20 protein-coding genes are annotated in these 20,671 nt (G+C 50.7%); 11 read left to right on the top strand and 9 right to left on the bottom strand.

What is annotated here, in order from left to right:
- The first annotated feature begins 38 nt into the window (after nucleotides 1-38).
- Complete coding sequence (locus QNH46_RS23015; protein ID WP_283926184.1) at nucleotides 39-1,439, top strand: sensor domain-containing diguanylate cyclase; 1,401 nt, start codon at nucleotides 39-41, stop codon at nucleotides 1,437-1,439.
- A gap of 63 nt (nucleotides 1,440-1,502) precedes the next feature.
- Here the strand turns inward: QNH46_RS23015 and QNH46_RS23010 are convergent, their stop codons facing one another.
- Entirely contained in the window at nucleotides 1,503-4,169 is a 2,667-nt protein-coding gene (locus QNH46_RS23010) for a putative bifunctional diguanylate cyclase/phosphodiesterase (protein WP_283926183.1), read from the bottom strand.
- A 246-nt stretch (nucleotides 4,170-4,415) separates the two neighbouring features.
- Here QNH46_RS23010 and QNH46_RS23005 point away from each other — a divergent pair, with 246 nt between their 5' ends.
- Nucleotides 4,416-5,363, top strand: a complete 948-nt coding sequence (locus QNH46_RS23005; RefSeq protein WP_283926182.1) for a 1,4-dihydroxy-2-naphthoate polyprenyltransferase — start codon at nucleotides 4,416-4,418, stop codon at nucleotides 5,361-5,363.
- Between the two features lie 58 nt (nucleotides 5,364-5,421).
- Here the strand turns inward: QNH46_RS23005 and QNH46_RS23000 are convergent, their stop codons facing one another.
- From QNH46_RS23000 to QNH46_RS22985, 4 genes are all read right to left on the bottom strand, one after another.
- The gene (locus QNH46_RS23000; protein WP_283926181.1) at nucleotides 5,422-6,195 is read right to left on the bottom strand and encodes an ABC transporter permease; all 774 of its coding nucleotides are present in this window, start codon (nucleotides 6,193-6,195) and stop codon (nucleotides 5,422-5,424) included.
- On the bottom strand, nucleotides 6,192-6,911 hold the full coding sequence (locus QNH46_RS22995; protein ID WP_283926180.1) for an ABC transporter ATP-binding protein: 720 nt from the start codon (nucleotides 6,909-6,911) through the stop codon (nucleotides 6,192-6,194). The genes QNH46_RS23000 and QNH46_RS22995 overlap by 4 nt, the downstream gene beginning before the upstream one ends.
- 127 nt (nucleotides 6,912-7,038) lie before the next feature.
- Nucleotides 7,039-7,581 (bottom strand): PadR family transcriptional regulator, encoded by a 543-nt coding sequence (locus QNH46_RS22990; protein ID WP_283926179.1) that lies wholly within the window; start codon nucleotides 7,579-7,581, stop codon nucleotides 7,039-7,041.
- A gap of 101 nt (nucleotides 7,582-7,682) precedes the next feature.
- Complete coding sequence (locus QNH46_RS22985; protein ID WP_213591257.1) at nucleotides 7,683-8,189, bottom strand: hypothetical protein; 507 nt, start codon at nucleotides 8,187-8,189, stop codon at nucleotides 7,683-7,685.
- Between the two features lie 176 nt (nucleotides 8,190-8,365).
- Between QNH46_RS22985 and QNH46_RS22980 the strand changes: the two genes are divergently transcribed.
- The 3 genes from QNH46_RS22980 to QNH46_RS22970 all read left to right on the top strand — a co-directional run bounded on the left by QNH46_RS22980 (nucleotide 8,366) and on the right by QNH46_RS22970 (nucleotide 10,343).
- Nucleotides 8,366-9,286 carry a prenyltransferase gene (locus tag QNH46_RS22980; RefSeq protein ID WP_283926178.1) on the top strand — a complete coding sequence of 307 codons (921 nt, stop codon included), beginning with the start codon at nucleotides 8,366-8,368 and terminating at the stop codon, nucleotides 9,284-9,286.
- Nucleotides 9,287-9,316: 30 nt separating this feature from the next.
- Entirely contained in the window at nucleotides 9,317-10,045 is a 729-nt protein-coding gene (locus tag QNH46_RS22975) for a DUF6081 family protein (RefSeq protein WP_283926177.1), read from the top strand.
- Nucleotides 10,046-10,163: 118 nt separating this feature from the next.
- Entirely contained in the window at nucleotides 10,164-10,343 is a 180-nt protein-coding gene (locus QNH46_RS22970) for a hypothetical protein (RefSeq protein WP_155612251.1), read from the top strand.
- Between the two features lie 90 nt (nucleotides 10,344-10,433).
- On the opposite strand, the gene QNH46_RS22965 is transcribed toward QNH46_RS22970, so the two are convergent.
- Nucleotides 10,434-10,565 carry a DUF4023 domain-containing protein gene (locus tag QNH46_RS22965; RefSeq protein WP_283926176.1) on the bottom strand — a complete coding sequence of 44 codons (132 nt, stop codon included), beginning with the start codon at nucleotides 10,563-10,565 and terminating at the stop codon, nucleotides 10,434-10,436.
- A 336-nt stretch (nucleotides 10,566-10,901) separates the two neighbouring features.
- On the opposite strand from QNH46_RS22965, the gene QNH46_RS22960 reads away from it, so the two are divergent.
- The 5 genes from QNH46_RS22960 to QNH46_RS22940 all read left to right on the top strand — a co-directional run bounded on the left by QNH46_RS22960 (nucleotide 10,902) and on the right by QNH46_RS22940 (nucleotide 15,344).
- Nucleotides 10,902-11,264 carry a Gfo/Idh/MocA family oxidoreductase gene (locus QNH46_RS22960; protein ID WP_283926175.1) on the top strand — a complete coding sequence of 121 codons (363 nt, stop codon included), beginning with the start codon at nucleotides 10,902-10,904 and terminating at the stop codon, nucleotides 11,262-11,264.
- A 395-nt stretch (nucleotides 11,265-11,659) separates the two neighbouring features.
- On the top strand, nucleotides 11,660-12,613 hold the full coding sequence (locus QNH46_RS22955) for an ABC transporter permease (RefSeq protein ID WP_283926174.1): 954 nt from the start codon (nucleotides 11,660-11,662) through the stop codon (nucleotides 12,611-12,613).
- Nucleotides 12,603-13,553 (top strand): iron chelate uptake ABC transporter family permease subunit, encoded by a 951-nt coding sequence (locus QNH46_RS22950; RefSeq protein WP_283926173.1) that lies wholly within the window; start codon nucleotides 12,603-12,605, stop codon nucleotides 13,551-13,553. The genes QNH46_RS22955 and QNH46_RS22950 overlap by 11 nt, the downstream gene beginning before the upstream one ends.
- Nucleotides 13,547-14,305 carry an iron ABC transporter ATP-binding protein gene (locus QNH46_RS22945; protein ID WP_283926172.1) on the top strand — a complete coding sequence of 253 codons (759 nt, stop codon included), beginning with the start codon at nucleotides 13,547-13,549 and terminating at the stop codon, nucleotides 14,303-14,305. Before QNH46_RS22950 ends, QNH46_RS22945 begins: the two co-directional genes overlap by 7 nt.
- 43 nt (nucleotides 14,306-14,348) lie before the next feature.
- Complete coding sequence (locus tag QNH46_RS22940) at nucleotides 14,349-15,344, top strand: siderophore ABC transporter substrate-binding protein (protein ID WP_283926171.1); 996 nt, start codon at nucleotides 14,349-14,351, stop codon at nucleotides 15,342-15,344.
- A 455-nt stretch (nucleotides 15,345-15,799) separates the two neighbouring features.
- On the opposite strand, the gene QNH46_RS22935 is transcribed toward QNH46_RS22940, so the two are convergent.
- Entirely contained in the window at nucleotides 15,800-17,086 is a 1,287-nt protein-coding gene (locus QNH46_RS22935; protein ID WP_283926170.1) for a Gfo/Idh/MocA family protein, read from the bottom strand.
- Nucleotides 17,087-17,216: 130 nt separating this feature from the next.
- Between QNH46_RS22935 and QNH46_RS22930 the strand changes: the two genes are divergently transcribed.
- Complete coding sequence (locus QNH46_RS22930; RefSeq protein WP_283926169.1) at nucleotides 17,217-18,041, top strand: helix-turn-helix transcriptional regulator; 825 nt, start codon at nucleotides 17,217-17,219, stop codon at nucleotides 18,039-18,041.
- Between the two features lie 98 nt (nucleotides 18,042-18,139).
- Here QNH46_RS22930 and QNH46_RS22925 read toward each other — a convergent pair whose 3' ends face one another.
- Entirely contained in the window at nucleotides 18,140-19,900 is a 1,761-nt protein-coding gene (locus tag QNH46_RS22925; RefSeq protein ID WP_283926168.1) for a cache domain-containing sensor histidine kinase, read from the bottom strand.
- Nucleotides 19,897-20,649: a response regulator transcription factor gene (locus tag QNH46_RS22920; protein WP_283926167.1), complete on the bottom strand. Its 753-nt coding sequence runs from the start codon at nucleotides 20,647-20,649 to the stop codon at nucleotides 19,897-19,899. The genes QNH46_RS22925 and QNH46_RS22920 overlap by 4 nt, the downstream gene beginning before the upstream one ends.
- Nucleotides 20,650-20,671: the final 22 nt, after the last annotated feature.

Below are 20,671 nucleotides of genomic sequence, written 5' to 3'. Positions count from 1 at the left end.
GTAGTTCATTATGCCTATTCAAGGAAAGAGTGAAATGAATGCATAAAGAAGCTGAACTCATCCATCAAAAAAACATGCTGATGCTGAAAATATTATGGGGATTTTTTGCCATTGCCAATATCATTAACCTGATTGTCGAAGGGAAGCTGGCTCCCGTATATCCTCTGGTCGGACTGATTCTGCTTGCGCTCCTGACAGGGGTAGTGCTGCAGAAACGCTGGGCCTCTTTCACCATGCTGCTGACTGTGTGTTTCCTCTTTGTGTTCTTCTACTTTTTGATCACAGGCGATCCTTATCTGCCGAATTTTATATTCATGGCCCTTGCACCTCTTCTGAGCTTATTTTATCATGACTTTCGGGCGGTGCTCCTCTCCGGGATTCTATTTATCCTCTCTTCGGTGTATTTTTTCTTTGCCTACTCGGAGGTGCTTTTTCCTGGTCTGCAGGGCAGGGAAGTGTCTTATTTAATCTCTTACGGCGTGTTTATTACAGCCTTTTCGGTGATTCATACGAAGCTTACGCGCAATCTTTGGCGCCGGGCGGGACAAAGCGAAGAACGGCTGAGAACGATTCTGGACAGCGTCTCTATCGGCATTTGGACGCTTGATTTAAGCACGATGAAGGCCGATGTGTCGGATGGCTTCGAGCAATTGACTGGCTTCTCCGCCAAGTCGTTCAGAAGCAATTCCAATCAGTTCGATGAATTGGTATACCCCGAGGATGAGGAGCAGTTTCATAAGTTTCAGCAGGAGATGATTATCGGCCGGCGCAGCGCGGTAAGCGAATACCGCATTATCTGCCGCAACGGCACGGTAAAATGGGTGCAAAACCGCGGCACGCCGTATTTTAACCATTTGAACCATATGGTACGTCTTGAAGGCGTCATGATCGATATTACCGACCGGAAGCAGATGGAGGAGAAGATTGAGCATCTGGCTTACCATGACGAGCTGACGGGGCTGCCAAACCGTACGCTGTTCAGCAAGCGGTTCGAAGAATATGCAAGTCAGGGAAAGTTTTCGCTGGCGGTTCTATTTATCGATCTGAATGATTTCAAGGAAGTGAACGACACTTTTGGCCATGATGCAGGGGATTTGCTGTTAAAGGACATTGCGAATAGACTGACCGGCATTGTGCGTGAGCAGGATATGGTATGCCGCCTCGGCGGCGACGAGTTTCTCGTGCTGCTGGTAGACATAGACGAAACCCGGGTGGTTAAGGTGGCTGACCGCATTAAAGCGAGCCTGTCCGAAGGGTATTTGTATCAGGGTTATCGGCTGACCGCCGGTGCGAGTATCGGTTTCAGTGTGGCGCCAAGCGGCACCGGGGACCTGGAGGAAATGATCCGGCAGGCGGATGAAGCGATGTACGGGGCGAAGAAGAGCCGGGTGCGGCAGTATTTATCGCAGCAGGAAGGCGTGGCTTCGCATGAAGCATAAACGCGGAATTATAAGTTAAAACCTCGCCGAGCGGCGAGGTTTTGTTTGTTTTGCTTTTGCGGGTCACCCGATCCATTTGCTTCCGTTCCATTGCTTCACGAACCGGGCAAACTCCTTCTCCCGCAGTGGGCCGCTGAACAGATAGCCTTGGAATTGATCGCATTTCAGGTTCCGCAGGTAGTGAAGCTCCTCCTGCGATTCGATTCCTTCGGCCACAATATTCAGCTCCATATGATGGCCGAGCTCGATGACGGCGCGCACAATGGCCGATTTCTTCGGATCATGGGCGAGCCCCTGGATGAACGAGCGGTCGAGCTTCATCTCGTGGATCGGCAGACGCTGGAGCTGGCTCAGGGAGGAGTAGCCGGTGCCAAAGTCGTCCAGGGAAATGGTGATACCCATTGCCCGCAAATCCGCCATGACCTTGATGACATATTCCGCGCTTTTGATCAGCGAGCCTTCGGTGATTTCGAGGATGAGATCCCGTGGATCCAGCCGGGTCTTCTTCAGTACGCGGGAAATCATTCCGATCAAATTGCCTTGATAGAAATGCCGTGCAGAAAGGTTGACCGCGATCGGGAACCGCGGGAGTCCTTGCTCCTGCCAGACTTTATTCTGGCGGCATGCCTCAGTGACGACCCACTCATCGATATCCATAATAATGCCCGACGTTTCGGCCAGGGGTATGAATTTGTCTGGAGGAACGAATCCGTATGCCGGATGAACCCAGCGAATCAATGCCTCGGCACCGCTGATGCGGCCTGTATGAGCGTCGATTTTCGGCTGATAATTCAGGGAGAACTGACCCGTCAGAAGGGCGCTGCGCAAGCTGTTCTCCAGCTTCATGTTCTCGGAGCGCTGGTTCTCGATCATTTGATCATAGAAATGATAACTGCTGTCCCCTTGCTCTTTGGCTACGTACATAGCGATATCCGCATTGCGCATAATTAAGTCCAGATTATCGCCATCGTAAGGATAGATGCTAATCCCAATACTTACGGAGACGTACAGGACGATGTCGTTGATCGTAACGGGCTCGTTAAGCGCATCGCAGATTGCTTGAGCGGCCTGCTGAACGGAAGCGGTATCATGAAAATGATAGACAAAGACGAACTCATCCCCGCTAAGCCTGAACACGCGGAGCTGGTCGCTAACCAGCAGCGAGAAGCGGGAGGCTACCTTTTGCAGGAGAATATCTCCCGTCTCATGGCCTAAAGTATCGTTGATCTGCTTAAAGCGGTTTAAATCGGCAAACATGACGGCAAAGGAATGCTCTGGACCGTAATGAATGCCAAGGGAACCGATATACTCCGTAAAATGCAGACGGTTGGGCAGTCCGGTCAGGCCATCGTAATAGGCCAGCTCCTGCAGCTTCTTCTCGGATTGCTGCAGCTGGAAGGTCTGTTCCTGGAGAAGCTGGTTGCTCGTGAGCGACTCCTGGAACATGCTCAGCAATTTATTGGTCATCTGCCGGAAGTTCACGGTCAGCGAACGGATCTCATAAATCCGGCTCTCTGGCCATTCGAGGCTGCGCGAATGATACACCTTGCTAGGCAGTCCAGTCGTAATGTCGGCAAGCTCTGACAGTCCCCGAACCAGGCGGCGGGTAACCCATCTGCTGGCCACCGCGGCCGCGATCATGAACAGCAGAAAATAAATGAACTGCGTCAAGTACTGGCTGTAGATTTGCTCCTGATACGGCTGCAGAGGAACCATCACGTACAGAATGAAGGGTACGCGCTTTAGGGTCGTTCCGTAAATGTAGCTGGCTTCCTGCCATTCCTGATTCGGCAGCAATCGCAGCCGCTTCTCAGGCATATGCAGGTATAAATCTCCCTGGATCACCGAGTTGGTCGGCAAAGGCAGCAGCTGGGTTACCGAGTGCTGAGGGGAATCATTTCCGCTATCTGCAACGATTTGTTCATGCCGCGGATCGAGCACCATAATATGATAGCTCCGATCGGCCGAGAAGAATTCAATCACACGCTGTAGTTCCTCGAGACCGCCTTTGCCAGGATGTTCGAGCCTGCGGATGTCATCCGGGCTCCAGCGATCGAGCTCGCTAGAAATGCTGCTTGACGTATGCAGAGCCACCTGCAGTGAGTTATAGCGAACGGAATCATATGTATTTCTGCTGTTCATGAGCAGGTAGAACACAAATGGCAGGGCAATAGCAAGAAATAAGATATGGTACAGCAGCTTGTTCAGATATATGGGCTTGTCCCTGTCCGCCCGGTGGATGTAAAAATACTTACTCGGGAGGTATTCCCAAATCGCATCTGCGACCAGTACGTTGAACAATCCATTCGAGATGTAGATGGCCGCTATTAGCCATGTCTCGATCGAAAGGCTGCGGTAGGATAAATAATATAGTAGGAAGAAAAGCGGGATACCCGCCGCGACCCAGAAAATGAAGTCCGCTCCGATGGTCGTTCGAATGCGTTTCCCCCAATGTGTTGAAAGGCACAAAAAGACAATCTCTAACCATAGAACCCCTTGAAACAGCGGATTGCCCCACACGAAAATGGAAGCGGCATAGACAAGCGTAGCAGTGAACAGCCCCCAGCCTGCGCCATACAGACGGGTGAGCAGAAGCAGCACCAAATTCGTAAATACGAGCGAAATACCGAAGATCAAGTGAAGAGGATGATACTCACTGAGCAGTGCCAGCCCGAGTCCCGCTAGAAAGATGATGCCTGTTGTATAAGAGAAATGTCTTCTTATGGTCATCATGTGGTCCTCCCCCGGAGGAAATAATAATCCGTAATACCTACATTTCGGCATAGTTCGGGGAAAACCCTTTTTTTACGCGGAAAACAGCGGTCATAACGGTCAGGATAATGGGACTATGGAATGAAAAATGGATGCGTGTCAATGACTTATGAAACAGAAAATATTTAAAATATGAGATATCCTCTTTTTAAAGATCAGACTAATTTGGAAACAAAACTATAGATGGTCTAAAAGGGGGGTACTATGGCGATTCAAAAGTTTTTGAAGCTGGTGGAAATTCAAACGAAAGCCGCCAGTATGATTCCATTCTTGCTTGGCACGGTGTATGCTTTGTTCCGGTTTCAGCAGTTCAATGCCTCCCATTTTGGATTGATGCTGGTTTCCCTGCTGAGCTTCGATATGGCAACGACGGCGATCAACAATTATTACGATTACCGCAAGGCGGTTAAGAAGCACGGCTACGGCTATGAAGTTCATAATGCGATTGTACAGTACAACATCAAACCGTCCGCCGTGGTTGCGGTCATCGCGATTCTGCTGACGCTGGCCGTAGGTGCAGGCATCTTGTTGTTTCTGAAGGTCGGACTACTGCTGCTCTTGCTCGGAGGTTTGTCATTTGCCGTAGGTATTCTGTATTCCTTTGGCCCGATTCCCATTTCGCGCATGCCGCTAGGGGAAATTTTCTCGGGACTGTTCATGGGGTTTGTCATCATCTTCATCTCGGCTTACATTCATGTCGGAGAACGCTTTGCTTCCTTAACGCTGACTGGAGGGACTGCTGTGCTGCAGGTTCAGCTTGTGGAGGTTATATTGGTCTTCTTCGTGTCCATCCCGGCGATTCTTGGCATTGCCAACATTATGCTGGCGAACAATATTTGCGATATGGAGGATGATATCGAGAACAAACGGTACACGCTTCCCGTCTACATCGGCCGTCCGAATGCGATGATCCTGTTCAAAATGCTCTACTACGCTGCCTATCTGGATCTGATCGTGCTGTGCGCGCTTCGCGTCCATCCGGTTATTGTGGCATTTGTGCTCTTTACGTTCCTGCCGGTCCGCAAAAATATAAAACGGTTCGCCGATCAGCCGACCAAGCAGTTTACTTTCGGTCTGTCGGTGCAGAACTTTATGCTGACCAATGCCGCCCGCATCGTCGCCCTCGGCCTTGCCGCGATCATGATGTTGTAGTGGAGAGGCGTTAGTACCGCGGGCGGCGATGGGACCAGCATGCTGTTTAAATACCTAGCTAGGATGGGCTGCCGCCTGACATTGTTGCTGCCGAGTTCCGGCGTGCCGGCGCTTCGTTATCCCAGCGGAAGGTCAGAACGGCAGCTCCGAGGCAGATGACAGTGAAGACGGCCAGGATCAGCATAGAGATGCCGAATTCCGGCAGTGAACCTATTGGATCAAGGGCTAGATTCATCGCTTGGACGAAATAGTGAAAAGGCTGAAGCGAACCGAAGATCTGAATCCATGCCGGAGCCTGCTGCAGGCTGTAAAAGGCTTCGCTGGTGAAGAGCATCGGGAAGCTGATCAGATTCGAGATCATGTTGACGTTGCTCTCATCCCTGGACAGATTGGCTGCGATGAAGCCGATCGCCGTGAAACAGACGGTCCCGGCAAGCAGAACGACAAGCATAAGCAGCGGGCTCAAGGGGCTCAGGCTAACATCGAGAACCAGCCCTGCAGCAGCGATAATCACAGCGCTGACGATCAGGGATAGCGCGGTTCTCGCAGCGGTCATGGCGGCAACAAAGGCCGAGGTTGAGAAAGGGGTAGCGCGCAGCAGTTTATATGCGCCGCGATTACGATGCGACATAACGTTGAAGGCAGTCACCATCGTCGCGCCGAACAGTACATTCATCGCCAGTATGCCGCCGAGCAATTTGACCGAATAGGCCGGCTGCTGAAAGTACAGGCCCAGGCCGAGCAGCAGTAAAACCGGAAAGGCGATCGTCCAGAATAAAGTGTGCATGTCGCGCAGCATTCCCCGCAGCATTGTTGTAAATACGGTTATCATGCCCCTTCCTCCTTGCGGATGGGTTCTGTTAGTTGGACGTATAGCTCCTCCAAACCAGAAGCTCCATATTCATTCAATAAATCCTCCGGGCGGCCATCTGCCCGCAGAATACCACCGTCGATCATCACAATTCGCGTAGCCAGCTTGTATACTTCCTCCATGTCATGCGAGGTGAATACGACGGATGTTCCGCTCTTGGCAAGCAGCGCAATAAGCTCCCTGATTTCTCGGCGTGCCCGCGGATCGAGGGCAGCGGTCGGCTCATCGAGAAACACGAGGCTGGGATCATGGACAAGGGTCATGGCAATAGCAAGCCTTTTCTGCTGTCCGCCGGACAGGCGGAGGGCATCGGTTCTGGCAGCTTCCTCAAGGCCGCATTGAGCGAGAAGGCCCATGATGGCGTCCGTTTTCAGCCTGACTCCGTAGAAGGCGGCGAACAGGCGCATATTTTCAAGGGCGCTGTAGCCGGGGAAGAACGGAGTCGACTGCAGCTGGACGCCGATCCGGCGATACAGCTCAGGATGCCCGTATGTCACCGTGCCTTGGTCTGGGCGGCGCAGCCCGAGCAGCAAATCGAGCATCGTCGACTTGCCCGCTCCGTTTGGCCCGATGATCCCGATGACTTCGCCGGGATAAATGGTCAGGCTGATGTTTTGGATAACGTGTCTTTTCTTATACACTTTGGTCAGTCCATCTGCTTGAATCAAGTAGTTCATCGACATATCCACTTCCTTTGCTCAACGTTATATATCCAACGTTGGATAATATGGTGAAAAAATCGCCTGCAAAACATGGCACTTACTGTGCCGTGAGCAGGCTTCTTGCCGATGCAGCTGCAGGCGGCTAGGCATCTGCTGCCTTTCTTTGTTCTACAAGCCGGATAATGCGCTCCACGTATTGGATATCCAGTTCCAGCAGCGCCATGGCGTTGTCAAAGGAGGCCTCGGCAAAAGGCGAAAGGCCGTATTGCCCTTTAATCTCTCTGCCGACGCGCCACAGGTCGAGTGTCTCTTCCAGCTGGCGCAAGTTTTGCTGCAGCAGGCCCAGGGCCTCCTCCGGCGGCAGATGCTCGATCCATAACAAGCCAAGGGAGAAATCGGATTTGACGGAGTGTGGGGTTATGGTCAGCGATTGGCGCAGCATCTGTTGGAACATTTCTTCTCCGGCTTCGGTAATCGCATATATTTTGCGCAAGCGCGCGCCCGTCCGTTCCTCCGCTTCCGTACGCAGGAGACCGTCCTGTTCCATTTTGTTGAGGGCGTAGTAAATCGAGCCTGACAGCAGATTCGTCCAGGTATCCATACGGCTCGTCTGGATGAGCTGCTGGAGCTCGTAGCCGTGCATAGGCCGTTCCCGCAGCAGGGCCAGCAAGATCAGGTTAGTCACCTTATTATCATCCTTTGCGATCTAGAGATGGAATCGAATATCCAACGTTGGATATATTTGAAATGATTATATAGAGGAGACTAACCTGTTGTCAAACCATTTTAAAATTTGTTTCTTTTTGGGGCAAACATGATTCCTGCGCCGATGGCGATCAAGGCAACCGCAAGCACGGGCTGTCCGAATACTACACGGTTGTACAGTGTGCCGAACGCAATGACCGCGAAGAAGAGCAAAGACATCACCCCAAGGATGTTGATGGGGATCAACAGCCATTTGTTCCGGTTTCCGAACCAGTAGAATTCAAACAGGCCGACCGCCGGAGCGAGAATGAACCCGGGCCACAGATATCCCCAGCTGTCGAACAGAGTAGAGAGCTGGCAGACGATACCGACCGTAAACAGAATGCCCCCGGGAATGAGCAGGCCTGCACCGCGGCGTTCGGTAAGGGAGAAGTACATCCAGTGGAAGAAAAGGCCTAGCGGAATGACGAACAGGGTAGGCCAGAAATTGCCGAACAGGCTGCCCATTGATATCGCTTCTTTTTGGAAGAAAAACAAGTAAACGCCCGCTAAAATCATTAACGGTCCAAGCCAAGACATTCGATTCATATTGAATCTCCTTTGCATATGTATTGAATTTACGATAAGCATACTACATTAATTGAACACCATCTTCGGTCTCTGGGGAAGAAAAAAACTGGACTTTGGTCTAGCAAAACAGTTCATGTATAATCAATATGTACAGTTTGGTTGATCATTTTATCTGGAGGAGCGTGAGGCGGAGGATGAATAAATGGACATTGTTCAGAAAGGCATCCCGGTTTCAGGTCATTCCCGTCATGCTGATTCCGGTTTTTCTTGGAGCGCTGGGCGCTTATGTATGGAAAGGGGAATTTCATCCGGTACTCTTCATCATCACACTGGTCGGCGCGGGAGCGGCGCATCTGTTCTCGAACATGATTAATGATCTGTGGGATTTCCGGAGCGGTGCGGATACGGCGGCGAAAAATACACCGGAGGTGATTTCCACCAATTCCGGATTCCTGGCTGGAGGCATGATGTCCGAGAAGACCTTTGCACGGCTGACCTGGTCTTTGCTGGGACTCGGGGTGCTGTGCGGCATCGTGCTCAGTCTCTACAGCGGCTGGCCGGTACTTGTATTCGGCGGCCTTGGCGGGCTGATCGCTTATTATTATGTGGCGCCTCCGATTCAGTTCGGATACCGCGGCAAAGGATTAAGTGAAGTGGCAATCCTGCTGTCCTTCGGCGTCCTGCCCATTATGGGCTCTTATTATGTGCAGACCGGAGATTTGAGTCTGCGTTCTGCGCTATTGTCACTGCCGATCGGGCTGTTGACTACGCTGCTATTGTTCAATCATCATTTCCTGCACTGGCAGGCGGACAAGCAGGCAGGCAAAAATACGCTGGTCGTCGTGTGGGGCGAGAAGCGGGCGCTGCGTTTTTCCAAACTGCTGCTCATACTGGCTTTTGTTTGTTTATTGCTTTGCATCGCAATGGGCATACTGCCGATATATGCGCTGGTTGGGATATTGACAGCAATTCCGCTCTACCGGGTCTATGGAAGGTTGAAGGAGCACAACGCTCCGGCAGCCTATTTGCCGCTGATGGGGGCTTCTTTGCAGGCTTCCGTGCGGTGCGGCATCGTGATGATGGCGGCGCTTTTGCTGCAAGGGATTTTGCAATAATCAGAACATCAAGAAAGCGAGACGATACAAGTGGACAAGCAACGGGTGATTGGCGACTTTCATACGATACTGAATGAAGGACAGGTGTGGAAAATCGGCGGGTTCCCCCTGCCGGACGGCACGTTCTGGGAATACCGCGAGCCGGACGCGGTCGTCATTGTGCGCAATGGCATACTATATGTCCGCGCCCCGCTCAGCCGGAAGCATGACCATGTGCAAATATTGGACAATGCCAAGCACATGTATTATTCCGTCGAGGAGTTTGCAGTGCCGGAGAACGGGGAAATCAGCTTCGAGCTGGATATTCGGGCTCGTACACAGAACACGGTACCGGGCGACCTCTATGACGGCTACGTGTCCTTGAACCTCCTGGATTTCACGACAGGGGCGGCACTGGATTTCTTTGCCGGCAACGATAAGTACGCCAGCGTGTACGCGGTGCTTCCTTTCCCCGGCGTAGAGGTGCCGCCGAGCGATAAGACGCGGTTCTTCTGTGTGTTCAAGGAGGATACCGACTTCAAGGCACGGGAGTTTAATAACTATAAAATCACGTATAACCGGGCCGAGGACGAGGTCACTTTTTACGTGAACGGCAATGAGATCCGGCGGGAAAAGAATGTTCCGGTCAAGTTCAACAAATTTACGATTGCGCTCGGCATCATGACGGAGAAGGACTTAACGCCGGAAGGCAGCGTGTCCGTGCATGGGCAGACCGTGATTGGCGAATACTCGCCGGTGAAAGTGACGATCAAGGAATAGTCCCGGCCCCGACGCATAAAACGTTCCTCAATGACGAACCCTACCGGGAGACAGCTGATTTTAGTTTCCAATAGCAGTCTTCAGTCGGTTAGACATTTCGCATAGGAGGCGTTTGATGATGACGGATCCCAATTTGGAAATTCAAAAGCCCAAAGGGAATGGCAGCAGCAATGGGCAGAACCGGACCATGGGCAACGGCGGAGAGGGCGGGAACGGTCGCCTGAGCCAGTTCAAGAACCACAACACGCACGGCGGCGATGTTCCGAATGAATATATTGCCAGCGAGAAGCGGCAGTAGCCCGTCAGGCTGAAATAGGCTAGACCATAACAGACCTTAAGGGGCCCTTCCTTAAATACCGAGGAGAGGCCCCTTAAGCCTGTTGGCGGTTTATTTTTGCGTGCCGTGCTGCTTGGTAGGCAGTTGGCCCGCAGGATTGCCTTTGCCATGGTTCTCTTTGTTGCGGCGATCCTTCTCCTGCTTGTCATGCAGTTTTTCCACGAATTCATGCGTACTGTCCATCCTGGCTTTAGCCTCCTTTGCTGCAAGGTCATGCTGCCCTCATTACTATGTCCAATTAGGGGGATTCCCATGATGGAGGAAGGCATTTGCCTGGCTGCTCGTTGTACTCGTGTATAGGGGATTGTACAATGGAGACAGTTAAGCGCTTACAAGAAAGGGGAAGAGGATGATGGATAAGAAGCTTCGATTTGGAATACTCGAATGTGCAGGTATAGCGATTAAAGATGTTATGCCGGCGATTCAAAAGTCAGAGTAAGGCGTTTTGGCTGCGGTCGCGAGCCGGAATTTGGAGAAAAGCCAGTCGGTAGGCGAGCAATTCGGCATGGTGTGGATATGATGGCTGTGGGCATATTGGAATTTGCCGATGGCCTGGCGCTGACCTTTGATTGCGGTATGTGGACGGAGCATCGCCAGCTGCTGGAAATTGTGGGCAGCGAAGGGCGCATTGACATCCCGCATGCTTTTACGGTCGGAGATGAGGAGGATGCTTCCTATACAGTAACGATCCGCGGCCAGAGCCGGCTGGAAGGTCGTGAAGACAAGACTGATCCTTACGCTATGGAGGTCGATGATCTGGCCAAGGCCGTATTCGGAATACAGCCGCAGCGCTTCACGCCTGAGGATGCTGTTCAAGGCATGCGCGTCCTGGAAGCGGCGCTGGCATCGGCGCGCGAGCATCGCCGGATCAGTTTGAAATAGGAGGGGCAGGGCCTATCATCTAGAGCCTAGAGCCCGCCTTTAATCGTAAGGCAGCTTGCAGGTTCGTCCCTAGAGGCAGAGGACGCAGCCTGCAAGTTTTTTTCTGCTATTGTACCTGAGAATGCAATTGAGAATGACATGTATTTTTATGCAATATTGTGAGTTAAGGCAGGCGAAGAAAAACTGGAAAGCGGCGGCAGATCAGCCTGCAGCAACGTTAAGAATCCGCTTCAGACCTTGTCCTGCCTGAAGTTTCAAAATTTAAATGGTTGACAAGGCTGGAAGCGCCTATGTATAATTTAAACTAATTGATAATGAATATCATTATTAACAATGGTCTTGCCGGCAATGACATTAAGTTCCTCTGATCAGGGGGACGAGACTAAGGACTTGAAATGAAGAAGACATATCTGATAACAGCGCTAATCGTATTATCCGTCGTTTCGCTCTTGATCGGAGCCAAGACGACTTCATTGATGGACTTGCTTCGCCTAGATCCGGAACAGTGGGAAATCATGCGAATTAGCCGGTTTCCTAGACTGATCAGCATTATTATCGCCGGGGTAAGCATGAGCATCGTCGGTTTAATTATGCAGCAGCTGACGCGCAACAAGTTCGTCTCGCCTACGACGGCGGGAACAATGGATTCCGCAGGGTTCGGCATCATGGTATCGATGCTTCTGTTCTCTTCTGCGGGACCGCTTGGCAAAATCGCTGTTGCCTTCGTGTTTGCGATGCTTGGTACCCTCATTTTCATGAAAATACTCGACAAAGTGAAATACAAGGATTCGATCTTCATTCCGCTGGTCGGGTTGATGTTCGGCGGAATTGTCAGCTCGGCGACGACATTTTTCGCATACAAGTATGATCTGATTCAGAGCATGAATGCATGGCTGTTTGGTGATTTCTCCATGGTCATGCAGGGACGGTACGAGCTTCTTTACATAAGCGTCCCTCTTGTAGCCGCGGCTTATTTTTATGCGAATAAATTTACGGTTGCGGGCATGGGCGAAGAGTTCTCCGTCAATCTTGGCCTGAATTATAAGCAGGTCGTCAATATAGGGCTCTTTATCGTGGCGCTGGTCACCTCGGTTGTTGTGCTGACGGTAGGTTCGATTCCTTTCATCGGCCTCATCGTGCCGAATCTGGTGACGATCTTCCAAGGGGACAACCTGAAGAAGAACCTGTCGGGTACGGCGCTGCTAGGAGCTGTATTCGTTCTGGCGTGCGACATTCTGGGAAGGGTCATCATTTACCCGTATGAGGTGCCCATCGGCCTGACCGTGGGTGTTATCGGCAGCGGCGTTTTCCTGTACTTGCTAATGAGGAGAAAGACATATGAGCATTAGAACAAAAATAGCAGCCTTGGCCATTCTCGCAATCGTGCTTGCCGTGTTGTTCATGACGATTGATGCAGGAGGCCATTGGGACTATATCCTCCCTAAACGAGGCAAGAAGCTGATCGCCATCCTCCTCACAGGAACGGCCATAGCGTTTTCCACCGTTGTGTTCCAGACGATTACGAACAACCGCATCCTTACGCCGAGCATTATCGGCCTGGATTCATTGTATATGCTCCTGCAGACCATTATCGTGTTTGTATTCGGCTCTACGGCGCTGACGCTGATGAGCAAGAACATGCAGTTCGTTCTGGCGGTAGGATTCATGGTGCTGTTCGCGCTGCTCTTGTACCAGATGCTCTTCCGAAGGGAAGGCCGGAACATTTATTATTTGCTGCTGATCGGTTTGATCTTTGGCACGTTTTTCTCCAGCTTGTCGTCTTTTATGCAGAAGCTGATTGATCCTAACGAATTTTTGATCGTTAAGGATAAAATGTTCGCCAGCTTCAACAACATCAATTCGGACATTTTACTGATCGCTTTGGCTGGAGTGTTCCTGACCGGGATTTATTTTGCCAGATTCAATAAATATCTGGACGTTCTGGCCTTGGGCCGGGATCACGCCGTCAACTTGGGAATCAGCTACGATGATGTTGTGAAGCGGATGCTGATTGTTGTGGCGATTCTCATCTCCATTTCGACGGCGCTGGTTGGACCGATTACCTTCCTTGGGCTGCTCGTGGCCAACGTGGCGTATCAATTTCTGAACACTTACCGTCACAGGCAGTTGATTGCCGGGGCATCCTTAATTAGCATTATCGCCCTTGTCGGTGGGCAGCTGGTTGTGGAAAGAGTGTTTACTTTCTCCACCTCACTAAGCGTCATCATTAACTTTATTGGTGGGGTGTACTTTATCTATCTACTGCTGAAGGAGAACAAATCGTGGTAAAGGTCAGGGGAGTATCAAAGAAATACGGCGGCAAAAAGGTGGTCGACAACGTATCCGTCGACATCGCCCCAGGGAAAATCACTTCGTTTATCGGCCCGAACGGAGCCGGCAAGAGCACGCTGATGTCGATGATCAGCCGGTTAATTACGAAGGATGAGGGTGAGGTCGTCATCGACGGCCAGGAAATCGGCAGCTGGAAAAGCAATGAGCTGGCGAAGAAAATTTCGATTTTGAAGCAATCGAACCATATCAACATTCGGCTTACGGTCAAGGATTTGGTCAGCTTCGGACGGTTCCCTTATTCGCAAGGGAAGCTGACGAAGGAGGACGTGAAATACGTCGATGAGGCTATAGCCTACATGGATCTTGAACCGATGAGAGACAAATACCTGGATGAGCTCAGCGGCGGTCAGAAGCAGCGGGCGTTCATCGCCATGGTTATCGCCCAGAATACCGAATACGTTCTGCTGGACGAACCGCTCAATAATTTGGACATGAAGCATTCCGTGCAGATCATGAAGGTGCTGCGCCGGCTCGTGGATGAACTGGGCAAGACGGTTGTGCTTGTGATCCATGATATCAACTTTGCGTCCTGTTATTCGGATTATATCGTGGCTCTGAAGGACGGAAGAATCGTCAAAGAGGGGACGACCGACGAAATCATGGATCAAGATGTGCTTAGGGAAGTATATGACATGGACATTCCGATCGAAACGATCGGGGGCAATAAGATTTGCGTCTATTTCACATAACAGATGGGCAGCCATCGCGAAAATAATAATGAGGTGAATTGTAGTGAACAAGAAATTATCCTTACTGGTTATGTCTTTGTTTTTAGTATTCGTACTGGCAGCTTGTGGCGCGAATAAAGGAAATACTGCGGGGAATGCCGGCAATGCGCCTGAAACATCGGCTCCTGCGGCGGAAGCTCCCGCCGATAATGAAGAGCTGTCGATTACACATCAGCTTGGAACGACAACGCTGAAGAAGAATCCGGGCAGTATCGCTGTGTTCGACTACGGTACGCTGGAATCACTCGACAAGCTGGGTGTAGAAGTGACAGGAGTGCCGCAATCCAATCTGCCGCCTCACCTGAAGAAATATGAAGACTCCAAATATACCAATGTCGGCACGCTGAAAGAGCCGGATTTCGAGAAGCTGAATGCGATGAAGCCGGGAGTGATCTTTATTTCCGGGCGTACGGGGGAAGCCTACGATGAATTGAGTCAAATTGCTCCAACGATTTATTTGGGCGTAGACAATTCAAAGTATTTGGAATCCATGAAGGAGAACCTGGATATCCTGGGACAAATATTCGGCAAAGAAGCTGAAGTGGGTCAGGAATGGGGAGCCATCGAGGATTCCGTTAAGGCCATCAACGAGCAAGCGGCTGCAAGTGAAGGCAAGGGACTTGTTATTTTGACGACGGGTGGCAAAGTGAGCGCGTATGGCCCGGGCTCCCGCTTCGGCATTATTCACGATGAGTTCGGCATCGCGCCTGCAGACGATACGATTGAAGTATCTACGCATGGACAAAGCATCTCTTTCGAGTTTGTAGCGGAGAAGAATCCGGACTATCTGTTCGTCATTGATCGCGACGCTGTAGTTAGCGAAGGAGGCCAGGAGGCAGAGCCGGCATCCAAGCTGGTGGAGAACGATCTGGTGAAGAAAACAAATGCCTACAAGAACGGCAAAATCATCTATCTTGATGCCAGCTACTGGTACCTGTCCGGCGGCGGGTTGATCTCCGTACCGGAAATGGCCAAAGAAGTGCAAGAAGGCATCAAATAGACTGAGTAGGTAGCGCAGGTTTTGAGCAGGACTGAATGGAAATAACATGAGTGAAGTTTGAAGGTGAAGATAATGCAGAGCCCTCCAGGTATGTGGAGGGTTTTTGCTTTTTGACGAGGCTATACGCCTTCTAGAAGCTCATGTAACTTAAAAACTAAGTGTATTTTATACATCTAGCTAAGCAATTTTATAAGAAAATACATGTGCTAAATGTAAAACATGCAGTTAGTTCCCTCTAACACAGCCAGGGGCGTTGAACTAACTGCATGAAATACATCTAGTTACCTGACCCTAGTCATAAATCAGCAGTTTAGGGGGCCGTGAAGAAAGCGCAAAGGGTTAACTAAATTCGTCTTGGCCAGCACCAGTACCCGGGGAGTACCGCATAACAACCGCGACCCGGTTTACAACAAGCCTTCGCCGCAGTGCTCTGCAGCGAAGGCTCTTTTGTCTGCCTATATTTTGAACAAATCATCGATCTTCACCGGTTGACCGGTGCGGATCGAGCGGTTGGCGGCAATGCCCGTCATGATGGACATGGCGCCGTCGATATGGGAGGCAGCGCGGTTGAAGCGGTCCTCCTGTTTTTTGTCGAAGATGTCGCGCAGCATGACCGGATCGCCGCCGCCGTGGCCGCCGGAGGCCTGTTCGACCTGGACTTTGTAAGGCTCGGCAAAGTGAGGATAGATCGTGATGTCCATGCCCTCCAGCGCGCCTTCGTTTTCTTTCTTGCCGCCGGAATTGACGTAGGATTGCTCGGTAACCCGTACCTCCATGCGTCCTTTCGTGCCGTTGAACACGATAATGAAGCCTTCCCACGGCAAGTAGGCGTTCAGGGAATAGTTCATGACGGTTTTATTTTTGTATTTCACCATGACGCTCATCGTATCTTCGATGCTGATGTTATCCCCGAACACGCTTTGGTCGCGCTGATACCCGTCCTCATGTTCGGCATCGAGGTACAAGCTCTTTAAGTGCTCATTACGGTCGAGGTGCAGGGCAAAAGGATCGTTCTCAGCCGCTTTGCTGCCATAGGCGCGCTGATAGAATTCGGTCACTCCGCGTTTCTCGGCATTTTCCTTGCCGTAGAAGCGCAGGTCGCCCATGGCGAATACGGTATCCGGCTTGGAATCCAGCCAGAAATTCATCAGGTCGAAATGGTGCGTAGATTTATGCACGAGCAGTCCGCCGCTGTTGCGTTTGTCGCGATGCCATCTGCGGAAATAGTCGGCCCCGTGCTGGGTGTTCAGCAGCCATTCGAAATTGACGGAGAGAATTTCGCCCAGCGTTCCGTCCATAATGACTTCGCGGATTTTCGTATTATGAGGAGCATAGCGGTAGTTGAACGTCACGCGCAGATCACGGCCCGTCCGTTCGATGGCGTCGAAGATTTCCTGGCATTTCTCCTCGTCCACGGTCATCGGCTTCTCGGAAATGACGTCACAGCCCAGTTCCATGGCCCGAACGATGTATTTATGGTGCGTGCGGTCGATCGTGCATACCAGTACGTAATCCGGCTTCGTTTCCTCGATCATCCGGTCAAAGTCTTCCGCTTTGTATGTTGGTACTTCATGATAGTTGTATTTGTCCTTCAACAGTTTGTTCGTGTAGTTCATTCTCGTCTGGTTGACGTCGCAAATGGCTACCAGCTCCGAGGTTTCCTTATACGTAGTAATCAGCTCACTATAGAAAAATTCAGCCCGGCCTCCGACACCTACGATGACATATTTCTTCTTGGACAAGGTGATCACTCCATTTACATTGGTTTGAATCTATCTTATAGTATATGAAATGCAAAAATCTAAGCTTTTCTTAGTCATTTCACTAAAAAGTATGCATATATTATCCTAAATTTGCGGCGAGGGATGTTCTATGAATATCGTACCTTTTTTTGATGTCGAGCAGATCAAACGAACGGGAACATTCAATATGGATTCCGACCATTTTCATGAAAGCTACGAAATCTATTATTTGCTGGCCGGGGAACGATATTACTATGTCAACGACCGGATATATGCCCTGCAGGTCGGCGATCTGCTGTTCATTAACAAGAACCAGCTGCACCGGACAACGAGCAAAGGCCGCTCCACGCATGAGCGGATATTGATCAACTTTGAGGACTCATTCCTGGAGCCGCTGCTGGGGTTAGGCGTCGGCGATCTGCCGCTGTTTCAGGGAGAGAGCTTCCTGCTGCGGCCGGACGTGCACGAGCAAGGACGAATCGTCGATATTCTCCAGGATATGCTGCGAGAGCAAAGGGAAGCTGCCACAGGTTATACGCCGTATTTGCAGGCGCTGCTGCTTCAGCTGCTTATTCTGATCGGCCGCATGCGGGAGGAGGCTACAGAGCCTGTTCTTCCGGAGTCTAGCGAGAAGCAGCGCAGGGTCTACCGCATTCTCGAATATTTGAATGCACATTACGCCGAGAGGCTGACCTTGGAAGGCATCGCAGAACATTTTTACATTAGCGAGACGTATTTATGCCGCATTTTCAAGCAAACGACAGGGTTCACGGTGATCGAATATTTGAACTACGTGCGAATCCGCGAAGCCCAGACGCTGCTGAAGGAAACGGAGGATAAAATAACGGCCATCGCCGAGCAGACCGGCTTTGACAGCATCGCTCATTTCGGCAGGGTGTTCAAGCAGATTGCCAAGCGTTCCCCGCTGCAGTACCGCAAGCAGAACAAAGTGTAAGGCCTTGGGAACGAACTTACGCCCCAATATGTGTAAACAGTGTGCAAATAAAGTCAACAACAAAGCGACGCCCCAGTTAAATTCAAAGTGCGGCATGATCAGTCATGCCGCACTTCCTGTACAGGGAGAATCATCTCAACCATGGTGCCAAGGCCCGGCTTGCTGCGAATCTGGAAGCTGTACATATGGTTGTACATCAGCTTCAGCCTCTTGTTCGTATTAAACATGCCGACATGCTTCGTCCGCTCCTCGTCCGAATCGAGCCGGCTCCGGATTTCTGCCAGCGTTCCAGGTTCGATGCCAATGCCGTTGTCGATAACAGTGATGCGCAGCCGCTCTTCCTGTCGGACAAGCTTCACCTTGATCAATCCGGGACCTTCCTTCTCTTTAATGCCGTGGTAGATGCTGTTCTCAAGAAGCGGCTGCAGGAGCAGCTTCATCGTAAACAGCTGTGTAATCTCCTCCTCATACTCGAAGATGACGTCGAACTTATCTTTATATCGCTTCTTCTGAATGTTGACATAGCTGACGGCATTGGCGATTTCCTCCTTCCAGGTGACTGATTTTGTCGGTTCGCTGAAGGAGTAGGAGAGGATATCGGACAGATCCTCGATCATTTCGCTGGCTTTGTTAGGTTTGCCCGTCAAGGCGACCGATTCCCAATACACCGAGTGCAGGGTGTTATAAAGGAAATGCGGGTTGATTTGCGACTGCAGGGCGAGCAGCTCCATGAACTGCAGCCGGTATTTTTTCTCCAGAAGCTGGGTTCGGATATACCGGTGCTCAATAAAATGCGTAATCATATTGTGCAGAATATAGGAGTACTCGTCCCTCACTTTCCCCGGCGGCTTCAAGGGCACATGGCGATCCTCAGCCGATTTGATCAGCATCCGAATCATTCTCAGCTGCTTGTAATTGCGGCTAACGACGTAATATGTAAGAATCAGTCCGCACACCACCGCTATCGCCACAAAGAGCACCGTGTATTTGAAAATGCGCGTCGGGGTCTTGTACAGCTCGGAATGGGGAATGGCCGATACATATTTCCACTTGTAGCGCTCCGACTCGACTTTGGTGATATTGACCAGCCCCTGCGAGGTCTTCATATCGAAGAACGCCGAGGATTGCCCTGCGATCCACTCGATGTCCTTATCCTGAAACAAGTCCCCGTGGTGGTTGGAGAAGATGACGTTGTTCTCTTCATCGAGCACAAGCAGCTGCTGCCCCTCATAAGTTGTAATGTCATCGAGAATGCTCTCGATGTATTTCGGGCGGATGTTTAGAATAATCCCGATCTTCTGCGGCACCAGTACGTTATAGAACGTCACGATCGCCGTAGGATTCGTCTCGAAATCATAGAAGCGGATATTCCTCCGCACAGTCCACTTAGTAGGCGGTCCACTGTAGGCCATGAACTGCTCATACCAGGCCGTATCGTAATAATGATCCAGCGTCACCAGACCGTCGACAGAGGAGAGGAAGCGCTGGTTCGGATTATCGACATATAGATAGAAGGATTGAATATAAGGCTTGGAGCTGGTAAAAGCATTCAAGAAGCTGGAGATAATCCGGTTGGACGTTGAGCTCTCGTAGGTATAGTACGGATTGACCAGCACAGCCGACAACTCGTTAAAAATATCTTTATTGTCATAGAGTGCCAAATATAGCGTATCCAGCTCATTCAGAATCATCTCCAGCTGGGTCTGCGACTGCTGCAGCAGAAAGCTGCTGTTCTGATTTATATCGGCCTTGATGTCATGCTGCGACGTCACCGTTGACAAGGCGCCGAAAATGACGATCGGAACAAGCAGCGGTATGAGGAAGGTTGCCAGATGCTTGATGAAATACTTCTCCCTCATGGTGCGACCGGGCCATTTCTATACTCGCTTGGCGTTTTGCCATAATAGCTTTTGAAGGTGCGTGTGAAATTTTTGGCATTGCTGTATCCGACCATTTCGCTAATTTCATACGTCTTGTAGCTGACGTCCTGCAGCAAATGAACAGCGACCTCCATTTTGGTTCTTATCAAATAATCAGAGAAGTTCTGTCCCGTCTTTTGCTTGAAAAAGAAGCTGAGATAGTTGGCGTTCATATGGACAAGCCGCGCTACCTCTTCCAGGGAAGCGTCCTTATAGTTTTCTTTGACATAGGATTTTATTTTATGAATGATCAGGCTTTCGTCGTTTCTGGGCTGCTCCTCGGCCGGCTGGGTCTCCAGCCTTGCTTGTTCAGCTTCGAGCTCCGCTTTGATTTCGAGGAATACCTCCATAAGCACATTGTATTTGGCGGGCTTGAGCACATAGTTTTTCACACGGTAGTGCAGCGCCTTTTGAGCGTACTCAAAGTCCCGGTAACCGCTGATAAAGACAATCTTGATGTGCCGATGGTTGATGTACAGCTGCTCCGCCAATTCAACGCCAGACATGACTGGCATTTTGATATCGGTAAGGACCACCTCGACGTGATCATTTTCCGAGATGAACTGTAGCGCTTCTTGTCCGTTATTGACTTGGCCGATGACCTCGAATCCAACCTCACCCCATGGAAAATAGCTCGACAAGGCTTCACGCGTCTCGGCCTCATCATCAACAATCAACAGATTATACATGTTCCACCCCACACGCATGTTG

Origin of the sequence: Paenibacillus woosongensis (assembly GCF_030122845.1) — a bacterium.
GTDB lineage: Bacteria > Bacillota > Bacilli > Paenibacillales > Paenibacillaceae > Fontibacillus > Fontibacillus woosongensis_A.
The sequence above is the reverse complement of the archived record's forward strand: the minus strand, read 5'-3'. Positions and strand labels throughout refer to the sequence as shown.

Excerpts from the sequence above, each read along its gene's own strand:
- QNH46_RS23015 (WP_283926184.1), top strand. The coding sequence starts at position 39 with ATGCATAAAGAAGCTGAACTCATCCATCAAAAAAACATGCTGATGCTG.
- QNH46_RS23010 (WP_283926183.1), bottom strand. The coding sequence starts at position 4,169 with ATGACCATAAGAAGACATTTCTCTTATACAACAGGCATCATCTTTCTA.
- QNH46_RS23005 (WP_283926182.1), top strand. The coding sequence starts at position 4,416 with ATGGCGATTCAAAAGTTTTTGAAGCTGGTGGAAATTCAAACGAAAGCC.
- QNH46_RS23000 (WP_283926181.1), bottom strand. The coding sequence starts at position 6,195 with ATGATAACCGTATTTACAACAATGCTGCGGGGAATGCTGCGCGACATG.
- QNH46_RS22995 (WP_283926180.1), bottom strand. The coding sequence starts at position 6,911 with ATGAACTACTTGATTCAAGCAGATGGACTGACCAAAGTGTATAAGAAA.
- QNH46_RS22985 (WP_213591257.1), bottom strand. The coding sequence starts at position 8,189 with ATGAATCGAATGTCTTGGCTTGGACCGTTAATGATTTTAGCGGGCGTT.
- QNH46_RS22980 (WP_283926178.1), top strand. The coding sequence starts at position 8,366 with ATGAATAAATGGACATTGTTCAGAAAGGCATCCCGGTTTCAGGTCATT.
- QNH46_RS22970 (WP_155612251.1), top strand. The coding sequence starts at position 10,164 with ATGACGGATCCCAATTTGGAAATTCAAAAGCCCAAAGGGAATGGCAGC.
- QNH46_RS22965 (WP_283926176.1), bottom strand. The coding sequence starts at position 10,565 with ATGGACAGTACGCATGAATTCGTGGAAAAACTGCATGACAAGCAGGAG.
- QNH46_RS22960 (WP_283926175.1), top strand. The coding sequence starts at position 10,902 with ATGGCTGTGGGCATATTGGAATTTGCCGATGGCCTGGCGCTGACCTTT.
- QNH46_RS22955 (WP_283926174.1), top strand. The coding sequence starts at position 11,660 with ATGAAGAAGACATATCTGATAACAGCGCTAATCGTATTATCCGTCGTT.
- QNH46_RS22950 (WP_283926173.1), top strand. The coding sequence starts at position 12,603 with ATGAGCATTAGAACAAAAATAGCAGCCTTGGCCATTCTCGCAATCGTG.
- QNH46_RS22930 (WP_283926169.1), top strand. The coding sequence starts at position 17,217 with ATGAATATCGTACCTTTTTTTGATGTCGAGCAGATCAAACGAACGGGA.
- QNH46_RS22925 (WP_283926168.1), bottom strand. The coding sequence starts at position 19,900 with ATGAGGGAGAAGTATTTCATCAAGCATCTGGCAACCTTCCTCATACCG.
- QNH46_RS22920 (WP_283926167.1), bottom strand. The coding sequence starts at position 20,649 with ATGTATAATCTGTTGATTGTTGATGATGAGGCCGAGACGCGTGAAGCC.